At 36.7% G+C, this 13920-nt stretch carries 12 protein-coding genes and 1 pseudogene; 8 read left to right on the top strand and 5 right to left on the bottom strand.

Annotated features, from left to right (window positions below; genetic code table 11):
* The first annotated feature begins 185 nt into the window (after positions 1-185).
* The 4 genes from RRV45_RS10360 to RRV45_RS10375 all read left to right on the top strand — a co-directional run bounded on the left by RRV45_RS10360 (position 186) and on the right by RRV45_RS10375 (position 3552).
* Positions 186-1058, top strand: coding sequence for an AraC family transcriptional regulator (locus RRV45_RS10360; protein ID WP_315668737.1), 873 nt, complete (start codon positions 186-188; stop codon positions 1056-1058).
* 169 nt (positions 1059-1227) lie between these two features.
* Complete coding sequence (locus tag RRV45_RS10365) at positions 1228-1404, top strand: hypothetical protein (protein WP_315668738.1); 177 nt, start codon at positions 1228-1230, stop codon at positions 1402-1404.
* A 97-nt stretch (positions 1405-1501) separates the two neighbouring features.
* Positions 1502-2197 carry a Type 1 glutamine amidotransferase-like domain-containing protein gene (locus RRV45_RS10370; RefSeq protein WP_315668739.1) on the top strand — a complete coding sequence of 232 codons (696 nt, stop codon included), beginning with the start codon at positions 1502-1504 and terminating at the stop codon, positions 2195-2197.
* Between the two features lie 323 nt (positions 2198-2520).
* Entirely contained in the window at positions 2521-3552 is a 1032-nt protein-coding gene (locus tag RRV45_RS10375; RefSeq protein WP_315668740.1) for a S66 family peptidase, read from the top strand.
* Between the two features lie 225 nt (positions 3553-3777).
* On the opposite strand, the gene RRV45_RS10380 is transcribed toward RRV45_RS10375, so the two are convergent.
* Positions 3778-4632: a DegV family protein gene (locus RRV45_RS10380; protein WP_315668741.1), complete on the bottom strand. Its 855-nt coding sequence runs from the start codon at positions 4630-4632 to the stop codon at positions 3778-3780.
* 245 nt (positions 4633-4877) lie between these two features.
* Positions 4878-6434, bottom strand: a complete 1557-nt coding sequence (locus RRV45_RS10385; RefSeq protein WP_315668742.1) for an ABC-F family ATP-binding cassette domain-containing protein — start codon at positions 6432-6434, stop codon at positions 4878-4880.
* A 246-nt stretch (positions 6435-6680) separates the two neighbouring features.
* Here RRV45_RS10385 and RRV45_RS10390 point away from each other — a divergent pair, with 246 nt between their 5' ends.
* Complete coding sequence (locus RRV45_RS10390; protein ID WP_315668743.1) at positions 6681-6839, top strand: hypothetical protein; 159 nt, start codon at positions 6681-6683, stop codon at positions 6837-6839.
* A 94-nt stretch (positions 6840-6933) separates the two neighbouring features.
* Here RRV45_RS10390 and RRV45_RS10395 read toward each other — a convergent pair whose 3' ends face one another.
* Positions 6934-8421, bottom strand: a complete 1488-nt coding sequence (locus RRV45_RS10395) for a catalase (protein ID WP_315668744.1) — start codon at positions 8419-8421, stop codon at positions 6934-6936.
* Positions 8422-9051: 630 nt separating this feature from the next.
* On the opposite strand from RRV45_RS10395, the gene RRV45_RS10400 reads away from it, so the two are divergent.
* Complete coding sequence (locus tag RRV45_RS10400) at positions 9052-10242, top strand: glycine C-acetyltransferase (protein ID WP_315668745.1); 1191 nt, start codon at positions 9052-9054, stop codon at positions 10240-10242.
* Positions 10243-10331: 89 nt separating this feature from the next.
* Positions 10332-11270 carry an L-threonine 3-dehydrogenase gene (locus tag RRV45_RS10405; protein WP_315668747.1) on the top strand — a complete coding sequence of 313 codons (939 nt, stop codon included), beginning with the start codon at positions 10332-10334 and terminating at the stop codon, positions 11268-11270.
* A 306-nt stretch (positions 11271-11576) separates the two neighbouring features.
* Here the strand turns inward: RRV45_RS10405 and RRV45_RS10410 are convergent, their stop codons facing one another.
* Together RRV45_RS10410 and selD are read right to left on the bottom strand one after the other, a co-directional pair.
* Positions 11577-12314, bottom strand: coding sequence for an arylamine N-acetyltransferase family protein (locus RRV45_RS10410; protein ID WP_315668748.1), 738 nt, complete (start codon positions 12312-12314; stop codon positions 11577-11579).
* Between the two features lie 46 nt (positions 12315-12360).
* On the bottom strand, positions 12361-13410 hold the full coding sequence (gene selD, locus RRV45_RS10415; RefSeq protein ID WP_315668749.1) for a selenide, water dikinase SelD: 1050 nt from the start codon (positions 13408-13410) through the stop codon (positions 12361-12363).
* Positions 13411-13603: 193 nt separating this feature from the next.
* Between selD and RRV45_RS22100 the strand changes: the two are divergent.
* Positions 13604-13798 (top strand): annotated as a pseudogene (locus tag RRV45_RS22100) (Rdx family protein); the annotation flags it as partial.
* Between the last annotated feature and the right edge of the window lie 122 nt (positions 13799-13920).

Below are 13920 nucleotides of genomic sequence, written 5' to 3' on the forward strand. Positions count from 1 at the left end.
CTCATAATTTCCTATCACTACTTTCTATTATTATCCAGTAGTGACCGCGAAGCGTACCCATATGTTGGAATAGTTTCACATAATATAAAAATATTGTTAGGAATCGTGTCGAAAAATATTTTTTTGACACCTCAACAATGGGTTAAACCATTGATATATCAACATTTATAGAGGGAGGTCAAATAATGGATTTGCTTAAAAGCATAAATGATGCAATGAGGCATATCGAGGATAACCTAACGAACGATATAGACTTCAAAGTGGTGGCAAGGATCGCTCATTGTTCCGAATATCATTTTAAAAGAATGTTTTCTTTTCTTGCAGGTATTTCATTATCAGAATATATCCGCCGTCGCCGACTGAGCTTGGCAGCATTTGAGCTTACAAATAGTGATATAAAAATAATTGATATTGCAGTTAAATATGGATACAATTCACCTGACTCTTTTACAAGAGCTTTTCAAAATTTACATGGTGTAACACCATCAGAAGCAAGAAACAATGGACAGCAATTAAAAGCCTTTCCGCTAATGACCTTCCAATTATCAATTAGAGGAGGAAATGAAATGAAATACCGAATCGAACAAAAAGAGGCATTTAATTTAGTTGGTATTATGAAAAGAGTTCCAATTATTTTTGAAGGTGAAAACCCAGAAATTACTGCAATGTGGAAATCTTTGACTATGGAAAAAATAGATCAATTACAAAAGCTTTCTAATGTAGAACCTAAAGGGATGATTCAAGCATCTACAAACTTTTCTGAAGGCCGCATGGAAGAAAAAGGAGAGCTTGATCAATATATAGGAGTCGCAACTACACATGAATGCCCTGAAAACTTTTCAAAACTTGAAGTTCCAGCAATAACATGGGCGATATTTGAATCTACGGGACCTTTTCCTAATTCGCTCCAGGAAACTTGGGGAAGGATTTATTCTGAGTGGTTTCCATCTTCAAATTATCAAGTAATAAAAGGACCCGAAATTTTGTCGATTAAAACAAAAGATTTAACCTCACCATCTGTGAAAAGCGAAATTTGGATACCAGTTTTCAAAAAATAATTTGTATTTTTGATCAATGAGCTGTTACATCATTAGGCAGCTCTTTTTTTAATTTTTACAGATGGGTAACTGCGTGCATTGCTGATATTGTCTTAGACTAATTGTATTAAAATTGCAATATAGTTAAGGTAGAGTCGAATCGAATAATGACCTAGAAGAAGGAGTCTAAATGAAAGTAATAATAAGAATTTTGTTAAGTACCTTTGGTTTGCTGCTAACCATGGCAATTGTTGATTATTTTTCTGATGGGCTAATGAAATATATACTTTTCGGTTTAGCAGTTAATGTATTTTTGTTATACAACGAAAAGAAAAATAAACAATTAAAGAAACAAAAGTTTAATTAACATATTGGGAATATGCTTTGGGGAAGCAGGATTAATACATATGCTACTAATTTATTTTAAATTGCCCCCACAAATTATTTCGAAAGGATGAATGATAGTGAGACAAATAATTGCATTAGGCGGCGGAGGATTTTCAATTGAACCTGAGAATCCTTTGTTAGATAAATACATACTCAATCAGTCTGGTAAAATAAATCCAAAAATATGCTTTATTCCTACTGCAAGTGGAGACTCAGATACTTACATTTATAGATATTATCACTTCTTCGAAAAACATCATTGTCAACCCTCGCACTTATCATTATTTAAACCACCCACTAGAGATCTAGAGAGCTTTTTATTAGAAAAAGAAATCATTTATGTTGGTGGTGGAAATACCAAGAACTTATTAGTTTTATGGAAGGAATGGGGACTAGATAGTGTTTTGAAAAAGGCTTGGGAACAAGGAATTTTATTAGCTGGAATAAGTGCCGGTGCCATTTGCTGGTTTGAAGAGGGAGTTACGGATTCTTATGGTGGGGGGCTAGAACCATTAAAATGTTTGGGGTTTTTAAAGGGGAGTAATTGCCCTCATTACGATGGAGAAACAGACAGAAGGCCTTCCTACCATAAATTAATCGCTTCAAATAAAATTAAGCCTGGAATTGCAACGGATGACGGCGTTGCTATTCACATTGAACAAGATATTAATAGAATTGTAAGTTCCAGACCAAATGCTAAGGCATATAGAGTTTTATATGATCAGCAGGTTAGGGAGATTGAACTTGAAACAGAATTTTTGGGGTCTTATTGAACTTCCGATAAGAGAGATTATTAAATATACAAAGGAGTAACATATTTATATGGCTATCAATATTAAAAAGTGTACCCTTCAGCAACTAATTTCTTGAAGTATTCGTAAATCATCAATGATCAGAACACTCATATAATTTTTTTTGAAAGATGGATTATTATGTATATTCCTAAATAGTTTAAGGTTTATGTTAGGACCAGTTTCTTGAAATCCTGCAGGTAAATTTGTTGATGTTGTAGAAATTAAAGTCATATACGATATGTTCTTTAACTAACAGCATTGTTTATTTGCAGCTAAGCGAAATATATAAGGAGGGAGTTAATGTGTTAATAAAGCCAAAGAAATTGCAACAGGGGGATTGTGTTGCAACAGTAAGTCCTTCTTGGGGCGGGGCAGGTGATCCAGAACTTAGATGGCGATATGAGCAAGGTGTAAAGAGACTAGAAGATGTTTTTGGGCTAAAAGTTATCCCAATGCCAAATAGTTTGAAAGGTGCAGACTATCTTTATAAAAATCCACAAGCTCGTGCTGAAGATTTAATGACGGCATTTAAGGATGAAAGTATTAAAGGAATCTTTGCAAATATAGGTGGAGAAGATAGTATTCGCCTACTTCCTTATATTGATTTTGATGTAATACGTGAAAATCCAAAAATTTTTATTGGTTACTCTGATGTGACTGTTTCCCATTTATTTTGTCATAAAGCAGGAATTTCTTCTTTTTACGGTCCAGCAATTTTAACCGATTTTGCTGAAAACGTTGAAATGGATCCATATACAATTGAAATGGTCAATCGAACGCTCTTTTCAAATGAGATTATTGGTGAAATCCAGCCGGCCAAAGAATGGACGAGCGAGCGTTTGGAATGGATTGAAGAGAATAAGAACCGAAGAAGGACGATGCGGAAAAACTTAGGATACGAGGTACTTCAAGGATCAGGTGTAGCACAAGGACATTTGATTGGTGGTTGTATTGAAGTTCTTGAGTTTACGAAAGGAACAGAACTTTGGCCAGATAAGAAATATTGGAATGATAGTATTCTTTTCTTTGAAACTTCTGAAGAAAAGCCAGAACCAGATTTTATTAAGTATTGGCTGCGAAATTATGCTATTCAAGGCATTCTACATAAAACTAATGGAATCATTTTTGGTAAACCGCAAGATGAAAAGTATTACGATGAGTATAAAGAAGTAGTTCTAAAAGTCATGAAGGAATTTAATTTGGAGGATTTGCCGATTCTTTTTAATTTAAATTTTGGTCATACCGAACCTAAATTTATTTTGCCATATGGTGTAATGGCAGAAATTAATTGTGATAAGCAGTCTTTCGCGATTTTAGAAAGTGGAGTGGAATAAATAAAAAGTAAAGGGATAAATCGGTGTTTTTTGTTTAAATGTACTTATTGAATGACTGACAATAGTGTTTGTCAAATAGTTATTTCATATTTTTATAGTTCACCGATTTTATATGCTAACAGTAATAAAAGACCAAACCATGTCCGGTTTGGTCTGCTAGTTTGTATTCTATTTACAAGTTTCTCCACAAAACCGAACTATATAGAACAGTCCGGCACCTTTATCTTAATATTCTTTATGCCAAATGGTTGCAAGTGTTCCTTCTCCAGCATGTGCTGCAATGGTGGAGCTTATTTCGCCGATGAAAATATCGAGTTTAGGGAAGAGTGTTTTTATTTCTGAAGCAAGTTCATTTGCTTTATCCAATACATTCCCATGGAGAATTTGCACTTGTAATATAGAATGCTTTTTGTAGGATTCTCCAAGCAGCTCTAGCATACGTTTAATTGCCTTTTTCTCAGATCGAACCTTGTCAAAAAGTTCAAATTCCCCATTTGGGTTTATTCGTATTATCGGTTTTATTTTAAGAAGGCTGCCGAGTAAATAGGCAGTGCCTGACATCCTGCCACCTTTATAAAATTGTTCAAGACTGCCTAACAAAATATAATTTTCGGACTTTTCTGCTTCTAGCTGAAGTATTTCTGCAATATTTTTAGCAGGCATGCCATCTTTTAATAGATTCATACCCTTATATATTAAAGTTGTAATAGCATAGGACATCGATTTAGAATCGACTGTATCAACCGGAAATCCAGCAAGGGCAGCTCCTGAAAGACAGCTATTAATGGTCCCGCTTAATTTTCCAGAAATATGAACGGCTATAGCTGAGTCGTATTTACCCTTTAAATTTTCTAATAGCTCTGCAAATCTACCTGCTGAAGGCTGTGAGGTTTTTGGTATTTCTCTTGATGAACGGATGCGGGAATATAATTGATTTGTATTTAAATCAATCCCATCCTCAAAGGTTTCATCACCAAATGTGATGGAGAGCGGGATGACATATACATCAGGATGATTCCGCAGCTCATCTGTAATATATGCAGTGCTGTCAGTAATCCAAGCAATCTTTTTGGTTGTCATAAATTCATTTTTCCTTTATAAAAAATTAACCCGCTAAAAAGGCAATGCCAATATATTGACAAATATAGGATCTGTATTATAAGAAGAATATTGTTAAAAATATTCATTACTTTAGTTCGTATTTGCCGGGTCTGTCTTATTATACACTAATTGTAAGCGTTTAAAAGTCCCGATGTTAAAGTTCATTGATTGCTCACATATAAGCAAATAACCCCTGAAAAATCAGGGGTTATTTATCGAATTTATTAAGATTGGAGCTGTTGGGACCATTTCTCTACATCCCAAACCTTCGTTACCCAGTCTTCATAGAAATCTGGTTCGTGGCAAACTAGCACAATTGTACCTTTATACGCTTTTAATGCACGTTTTAATTCTTCCTTTGCCACCACATCAAGATGGTTTGTAGGCTCATCGAATAGAAGCCAGTTACTTTCATTCATAAGGAGCTTGCATAAGCGAACTTTTGCTTGCTCGCCACCGCTTAATTGATTTAAAGGACGAGAAATATGCTCATTCTTCAAGCCGCATCGAGCGAGAGCAGCACGTACTTGATGCTGATCCATGGAAGGAAATTCACTCCAAACATCATCAATCGGAGTTATGTTGTCAGCTTTTACTTCTTGTTCAAAATAAGAAGGGAAGAGGAAGTCTCCACGCTCCACTTTACCACTAATTGGGTTTATCTTTCCAAGCATTGTCTTTAAGAGGGTAGACTTACCGACACCGTTACAGCCAACAATCGCTATCTTTTCACCGCGTTCAATCGTGATTGACATTTTCGGCAATAATGCATGTGTGTAACCAATTTCGAAATCCTGCCCGTCAAAAACATAACGGCTGCTTCCACGGGATTCTTTAAATTCAAAGGTTGGTTTCAATGCTGTTTCAGGACGATCAATTCTTTCCATGCGATCAAGCTGCTTTTGTCGGCTCTTTGCTCGACCTGTCGTTGAATATCTCGCTTTATTTTTCGCAATGAAATCTTCTTGTTTCTTAATAAATTCTTTCTGTTTCTCATACGCATTAATATGCTGGTTTTTATTAATTTCCGCTAATTCAAGGAATTTATCATAGCTTGCTGTATAGCGAGTCAGTTTCGAAAATTCAAGATGGAAAATAGTATTTGAGACTTGGTTCATAAATTCCGTATCATGGGAAATTAACATGAAAGCATATGGATACTCTTTCAAGTAATTCGTCAGCCAGCGAATATGTTCAACGTCCAAATAGTTGGTCGGCTCATCAAGCAATAGGACTTGTGGCTGTTCTAAAAGGAGCTTAGCCAATAACACTTTCGTACGCTGCCCGCCACTGAGAGCGGAAACATCCCGATCCAGTCCGATGGCATCTAGTCCAAGCCCGCGTGCTGCTTCTTCAATTTTAATATCAAGGGAATAAAATCCGCCTGCATCCAGGCGATCCTGGATTTCTCCCATTTCCTCTAATAACACTTCCAGTTCTTCAGGTGTTGCCTCAGCCATTTTTGAAGTCACTTCATTAAGTGCCTTTTCTTGTTCAAAAAGCGGAAGAAAAGCATCTTTTAGGACATCCCGCATTGTTCTTCCCGGTGTCAAAACCGTATGCTGATCAAGGTACCCATAATGAACATTAGGTGTCCATTCCACACGACCTGCATCATGAATCAATTGCTTAGTAATAATATTCATCAAGGTCGATTTCCCAACCCCATTCGCACCAACTAAACCTACATGATCCTCGGCAAGTAAACGAAAGGAGACATCTTTAAATAATGTTCGGTCACCAAAAGTATGACTTAATTTTTCAACATTTAATAAACTCATTATTAATCACCACTTCATCGAAAGTAATCCATTTTTACATAATACAAGATTTTTTCTTATAAAACTAGCATTTTTGCTGCTAGAAAGGTGGAAAATGATTGGCTATAAAGGAAAAAAGAAGCTTGCTTAGTAAAATAACTAAGAACTTTAAATAAACCACTTATTCAAAAAAGAGCAGGACTTTTTTAATATGAATAATTACAAAATAACAAACCACATTATAAGTATAGGAATGAAAGGGGATGAATGATCATAAAAAAGGAGAATAATGAACCAGTTCCGAATGTCTCAGGAAGCTTTCAGGTTGTCACTGAAGAGCAGAAGACTTCATTAAAAGAAGCAAAAGAAAATGGTAATTTAGACGAGGAAAGTTTGTATTATGCGAGAGTTTTTATGGAGGATTAATCATAAGAGGCATGCCAAAAGCACACCAAATCAAGATAATATTCGGTGTGCTTTTCTATTATTATTTATATTTACAAAATCCTTTTGTCTAAATTTATCTTTCTTCCTTTGCTTCAACTTCGATTTCACTCATCGGGATGCCAATAGCTTTTGCGACACCTTCACCATAAGCAGGGTCCGCTTGATAGCAATGTTTGATATGGCGAATTTGAATATGTCTTTCAACACCATTCATATTACGAGCCGTATTTTCAAACAATACTTGTTGTTGTTCTTTGCTCATTATGTTGAAGAGACGGCCAGGCTGTTCAAAGTAGTTGTCATCATCTTCTCTAAAGTCCCACTGACCGGCATCCCCTTGGAGAGCAAGATACGGTTCTTTATACTTAGGTTGTTCTTTCCATTCCCCATAACTATTTGGTTCATAGTGAATGGTGCTTCCTTTGTTACCGTCCACTCTCATTGCTCCATCACGGTGGAAGCTGTGGAAAGGACATTTTGGCTGGTTAACTGGAATTTGATGGTGATTCACACCTAAACGGTACCGCTGCGCATCCCCGTAAGAGAATAATCTGCCTTGTAGCATTCTATCTGGTGAGAAGCTAATACCCGGTACGACATTAGCCGGTGTAAAGGCAGCTTGTTCTACTTCAGCGAAATAGTTTTCCGGATTGCGATTGAGAACCCATTCACCAACCTCAATGAGAGGGTAGTCCTTCTTGTACCATACTTTCGTTAAATCAAATGGGTTATCAGGATGATTTCTTGCTTGTTCCTCTGTCATCACCTGGATATACATTTTCCATTTCGGGAAGTTGCCATTTTCGATATTTTCATAGAGATCTCTCTGATGGCTTTCACGATCTTTTCCAACAAGCACTTCTGCTTCTTCGTCAGTTAAATTTTCAATGCCTTGTTGAGAACGCATGTGGAATTTCACCCATACTCGTTCATTTTCATCATTGATCATACTGAATGTATGGCTTCCGAATCCATGCATCGTACGATACGACTTTGGAATGCCGCGGTCACTCATGACGATGGTAACTTGGTGTAAAGCTTCGGGAAGTGAAGTCCAGAAGTCCCAGTTGTTGTTAGCGCTTCGCATATTCGTGCGAGGGTCACGCTTAACGGCATGGTTCAAATCAGGGAATTGCATCGGGTCTCTGAAGAAGAACACAGGTGTATTATTTCCAACAAGATCCCAGTTTCCTTCTTCCGTATAAAATCTCATAGAGAATCCACGAATATCCCGTTCAGCATCTGCCGCACCACGCTCACCAGCAACGGTAGAAAAACGTACAAACATATCTGTTTGTTTACCAATCTCAGAAAAAATTTTTGCCTTTGTATATTTTGTAATATCATGCGTGACTGTAAACGTACCAAAGGCACCGGATCCCTTCGCATGCATTCGTCTCTCAGGAATTACTTCTCTGTCAAAATGAGCTAGCTTTTCTAATAACCATACATCCTGCAATAGAATCGGGCCTCTTGGACCTGCCGTCATTGAGTTCTGATTATCAACAACAGGGGCGCCTGCTGCAGTAGTCAATTTCTTTTGATTATCATTCTTAGTCATGAAAAATTACCTCCTAGCATTTTTTTGATTATAAATATTTAAATAAGTTACTCACATATTTAATGATAACACTTCTCAAAGAAAAATCAATCTTAGTTTATAATTAATATAAATTAATAAGTGTTTTAAAGATAATTAACATAATTACAGTAAATAGTGGTTCTCAATAGAGAGCTTCTGAAGCGGCTTTTAATTAAGACAGCAAATATTAATAGAAACAGGCACTTACTAGTGGCATTAATATATCTATATTTTCAAACTTGGACAAAAGAACTTCTTTTTTAATGGAAAGACTTAAAAAACATTGTGTTTTCAAGTTCGAGGAATGCTTCAAATTCACACCTTTAATTTGCAGTACTGTTAAGGATCAGAGGTATATTCATCAAATGTAAGTTGGAACACTTTTAGAAAATTGGACAAACTATTTTGAAGAGGGGCTGCAATAATTATAAATTTAGAAGTAAAAACTGTCCTTTAGATATGTACAAAAAAATATATTGTGATAAAGTAGTACATAATAATCCTTTATATATCTAGCTTTATTGTGAAAACGACTGTCTTTCTGGAGGAGACATTTGTTTCTAGGAAAGCTACAAATGGGAACTGAATATCGTATGGGGGGCTATAATTATGTCAAGCAATACATTAGATGTTTTTTTAAAGGAAAACCTTGAAGATTTAAGAGGAAAGGGTCTATATAATATTATCGATCCTTTAGAAAGTCCAAACGGACCCATTATTAAGATTAATGGCAGAGAGCTGATTAATCTATCTTCAAATAACTATTTAGGGTTAGCTACTGATGAACGATTAAAGGAAGCTGCAACTGAAGCGATTAATAAATACGGGGTTGGAGCGGGAGCCGTTCGAACGATTAATGGAACATTAGAACTGCATGTAAAGCTTGAAGAAAAACTTGCAGAATTTAAACATACAGAGGCTGCTATTGCCTATCAATCTGGCTTCAATTGCAATATGGCTGCCATCTCAGCTGTCATGGACAAAAATGACGCGATTCTATCCGATGAATTGAATCATGCCTCTATCATTGATGGCTGCCGATTATCGAAGGCAAAGATCATCCGTTTTAATCATTCTGACATGGAAGATTTAAGAGCAAAAGCAAAGGAAGCAAAGGAATCAGGCTTATACAATAAAATCATGGTCATCACCGATGGCGTGTTCTCAATGGATGGTGATATTGCTAAGCTTCCAGAAATTGTGAAAATTGCAGAAGAATTCGACCTGATTACTTATGTTGATGATGCTCATGGATCAGGGGTTTTAGGAGAAGGGGCAGGAACCGTTAAGCATTTCGGTCTTTCTGATAAAATTGATTTTCAAATTGGTACGCTCTCAAAAGCAATTGGTGTTGTTGGCGGATATGTTGCTGGGAAACAAGAGTTAATTGATTGGTTAAAGGTAAGAAGCAGACCATTCTTATTCTCTACCTCATTAACTCCTGCAGATGTGGCTGCCAGTATTATGGCAATTGAAACATTAATGGAAAGTACTGAATTGAATGAGAAGCTTTGGGAGAATGTCAACTATTTGAAAGCTGGTTTAAAAGGCTTAGGCTTTGATATTGGTGATAGTGAAACACCAATCACGCCTTGTATTATTGGCGATGAAGTGAGGACACAGGAATTCAGTAAGAAATTAAACGAAGCTGGCGTTTATGCGAAATCAATCGTTTTCCCGACTGTTCCACAAGGCACCGGAAGGGTTAGAAATATGCCAACAGCCGCACATACGAAGGAAATGCTTGATCAAGCGATTGCTATTTATGAAAAGGTAGGGAAAGAGATGGGGGTTATTTAAGTAACTAGCCCCACACACTTCAAAATTTTTTAAAGCAGAATGCTATAGAGACATACGAGAATTTTTCAGAGGGAAGGTTTGGAGATCATATGAAAAAGGTTTTTATTACAGGAGCATTAGGTCAAATTGGCTCAGAGTTAACGTTGAAACTAAGAGATATATACGGGGCAGATAATGTAATTGCCACTGATATTAGAAAGAATGATTCAGAGGCTGCTCTTTCTGGTCCTTTTGAAGTTGTGGATGTAACAGACACGAAAACGATGATTGAAACTGCTAAGAAGTATCAAGTAGATACTATAATTCATATGGCTGCTTTACTTTCCGCAACAGCTGAAAAAAACCCAGTATTTGCTTGGAATTTAAATATGGGCGGACTAGTGAATGCCTTAGAAGCTGCCCGTGAGTTAAACTGCAAATTTTTCACACCAAGCTCAATTGGTGCCTTTGGTCCATCAACACCAAAGGATAACACCCCGCAGGATACAATACAGCGCCCTACGACTATGTATGGGGTTAATAAAGTGGCAGGGGAATTACTAGCAGATTATTACTATTATAAATTTGGCGTTGATACGAGAGGCTTGAGATTTCCAGGGTTAATCTCGCATGTGACCCCTCCTGGAGGCGGTACAACCGATTATGCTGTAGAAATTTACTATGAAGCGATCAAAAATAAACATTATACTTCTTATATTGCCGAAGGAACTTATATGGATATGATGTATATGCCTGACGCATTGAATGCAATTGTAGACCTAATGGAGGCAGACCCTTCAAAATTAAATCATCGTAATTCATTTAATGTAACAGCAATGAGTTTTGAACCTGAACAAATTGCTGCCGAAATTAGAAAATCTATTCCAGAGTTTACGATGGATTACCAGGTAGACCCTATTCGTCAAACGATTGCTGACAGCTGGCCAAACTCGCTTGATGCCACAGCTGCAAGAGAAGAGTGGGGCTTTAAAGCAGAATATGACTTAGCTAAAATGACGAAGGATATGTTAGAGAAGCTTCGAAAATAAGTAAAAATGCAAACCAAAAGGCAGCATTATTTGCTGCCTTTTTCTAGTATGCGTGAAACTAAACGCCACCAAGGGGAAGACTCTTATAAAGAGTTAAACTCTCAGGTAAAAGGACAGAGAAGGGGGAGAGAGCACATCAATACCCATTGCTGTCCTTTTTTGCGTTCAAAAAATGAAAGCAAAGCGTATTGTTTAGCAATTACAAACAATAATAATGTAAAAATGACTATCAAATTGTATGTTAATTTGATAGTCATTTTTTTATAGTATGATCCTGCTTTACCTCAAATTATATAAAAACGTAAATTAAATCGTAATTTGAAATGCTTCTTTTAAAAACTGCTTTTTTTCTTCTTCAGTTAAATCCCACTTATTTTTCTGCTTGTTTTTGGTTTCAGTAACTGTTAATCCATTTAGTGTTATTCTGCCTGTCTTAGTTGCGATAGTAACGATATCTCCATGTGTAAATGTTGATTCAGGGGATGTTTGATTGTAATGGCATCCTTCAGTGAACTCACCGATTTGTTTCGGTAAGTCAGCAAAGCGGTATAATATTTTCCACTTCTGCTCTTCATATCTTTGGAGATCATAGATCCCTTCAGCCGCATTATTGACCCGATAGGTCCCACTCACATCGGTACGTTCTTCTCCAGTTAATGGTACTGGCTGCCTGACAGAGTCACCGAAGCCAACATCGACAAGGTAGGGTTGATCAAGCAGTACCATGATTGCAGCATGGGTATTTGGCATTGCCCATCCGGTCGGTTTATTGACCGTGCAAGCAATTAAATGAGCCTTAAAACCGAGTTTAGTTAATAATTGCTGAAAAAGACCATTTAGCTCATAGCAAAAACCACCACGATGATGGCCAATTACTTTTTTGTAAATTCGGCAAACATCTAACTCAATTTTCACCTTTCTTGTAACATCGAGATTTTCGAAAGGGATCTTTTCCATGTGATACTTTTGCAATTTTGATAGGTAGTCAAGCGTTGGAGAATTTTTCTCAACTTCTAATCTTTTTAAGTATTTTTGAACTTCCATGAAAATCATCCTTTAAAAATGATTTTAAAGTAAAAGGGAAGCAATTTTATTTGACATAAATTAATTTTTCCTGTTTAGAAACTACCTTGCCAATAATGGATGCATAAGGCATTCCTGACTCATGTAATTTTGTTACATAGGCTGCAGCCTGATTTTCAGGCATAGAAACAAGTAAGCCTCCAGAAGTAATCGCATCACATAATATTAATTGGCTTTCTATCGAGATATTTTCATATTGTACATCTTCAATCAGCCATTTATGGTTTGCCTTCGATCCCCCTGGGACGATTCCTTGTTCAGCAAGCTTATATGTACCATCTAAAAGTGGAACATTGTCGTAGTAAATTTCTAGGCTTGCATCACTTCCACGGGCCATTTCACTTCCGTGTCCAAGTAATCCGAATCCGGTAACATCTGTCACGGCATGGGGTTCAAATGCAGTCAAAATTTCTGCAGCCGCTTTATTTAGCATTGCCATTGTATCGGTAACCGCTCGCTCCTGTTCCTCGGTTACAGCACCTCTTTTGATCCCTGTAGTTAAAATCCCAACACCAATAGGTTTTGTTAAAACAAGGGAATCTCCTGGCCTTGCACCGACATTTTTCCAAAAACGTTCGGGATGTACAATCCCAGTTACAGATAGACCGAATTTCGGTTCCTGATCATCAACAGAATGCCCGCCAACCGTAATCGCACCAGCTTCATTCACTTTATCGGCCGCACCTCTTAAAATCTCAGCCAGCATATCAGGACCTAGTTTTTTCACGGGATAGCCAACGATATTAAGCACTGTTTTTGGCTGACCGCCCATAGCATATACATCACTTAAAGCATTTGCGGCAGCAATTTGACCAAACATGTATGGGTCATCAACAATTGGAGTAAAGTAATCAACAGTTTGAATTAATGCAATAGAATCGGTTAATTGATATACACCAGCATCATCTGATGTTTCATGGCCGACAAGCAGCTCGGGTACTCGTTCTTGCTTTGGTAATAGACGCAAAACTTGCGTCAAGTCCTCTGGACCAATTTTGCAGCCTCAGCCAGCTTTTGTTGACAAGGAAGTCAAACGAATTTTTTCATGCTCGCTCATTATGTCACCTCCACACTCAGTATACCTTTATTTAAAAATTAAATCACAAAATAAATATCAATTGTTTGAGGAAAAAACGTGAATATTATAAAATGGGTCATATATAAAATGTGAAAATTTTAATAGAGGAGGCCGAAATTTGAATAAATTAAATGTCATAATAGAATTTTGCATGATGTGAAATTATGCACCTAAAGCTGCGCGTGCCGCAGAAGAATTACTGACACATTTCCGTCATGATATCGAAAAATTAGAACTCATACCTAGCAAGGGTGGAGTATTTGAAGTGATTGTAAATGACGTAAAAATCTATTCCAAAGATGAAACTGGATTATTCCCAAAAACAAATGATCTTATAGAAATAATTCAGAGCAAAATGGCAGAATAAATCTTCTTCTAAATGGGGAAGGTTTTTTTACATTTACCTATGATAAAATAATATTATTATGTAAACTAAATCCTTTTTCGCCATGAAAGTATGGGGAATTTTGCTAGTAATTAATGATATAA

The sequence above is a fragment of the Bacillus sp. DTU_2020_1000418_1_SI_GHA_SEK_038 genome (assembly GCF_032341175.1).
Taxonomy (GTDB): domain Bacteria; phylum Bacillota; class Bacilli; order Bacillales; family Cytobacillaceae; genus Cytobacillus.

Bases quoted from the DNA above. Each gene is read 5' to 3' on its own strand.
- RRV45_RS10360 (WP_315668737.1), top strand. From the start codon at position 186: ATGGATTTGCTTAAAAGCATAAATGATGCAATGAGGCATATCGAGGAT.
- RRV45_RS10365 (WP_315668738.1), top strand. From the start codon at position 1,228: ATGAAAGTAATAATAAGAATTTTGTTAAGTACCTTTGGTTTGCTGCTA.
- RRV45_RS10380 (WP_315668741.1), bottom strand. From the start codon at position 4,632: ATGACAACCAAAAAGATTGCTTGGATTACTGACAGCACTGCATATATT.
- RRV45_RS10385 (WP_315668742.1), bottom strand. From the start codon at position 6,434: ATGAGTTTATTAAATGTTGAAAAATTAAGTCATACTTTTGGTGACCGA.
- RRV45_RS10390 (WP_315668743.1), top strand. From the start codon at position 6,681: ATGATCATAAAAAAGGAGAATAATGAACCAGTTCCGAATGTCTCAGGA.
- RRV45_RS10395 (WP_315668744.1), bottom strand. From the start codon at position 8,421: ATGACTAAGAATGATAATCAAAAGAAATTGACTACTGCAGCAGGCGCC.
- RRV45_RS10400 (WP_315668745.1), top strand. From the start codon at position 9,052: ATGTCAAGCAATACATTAGATGTTTTTTTAAAGGAAAACCTTGAAGAT.
- RRV45_RS10405 (WP_315668747.1), top strand. From the start codon at position 10,332: ATGAAAAAGGTTTTTATTACAGGAGCATTAGGTCAAATTGGCTCAGAG.
- RRV45_RS10410 (WP_315668748.1), bottom strand. From the start codon at position 12,314: ATGGAAGTTCAAAAATACTTAAAAAGATTAGAAGTTGAGAAAAATTCT.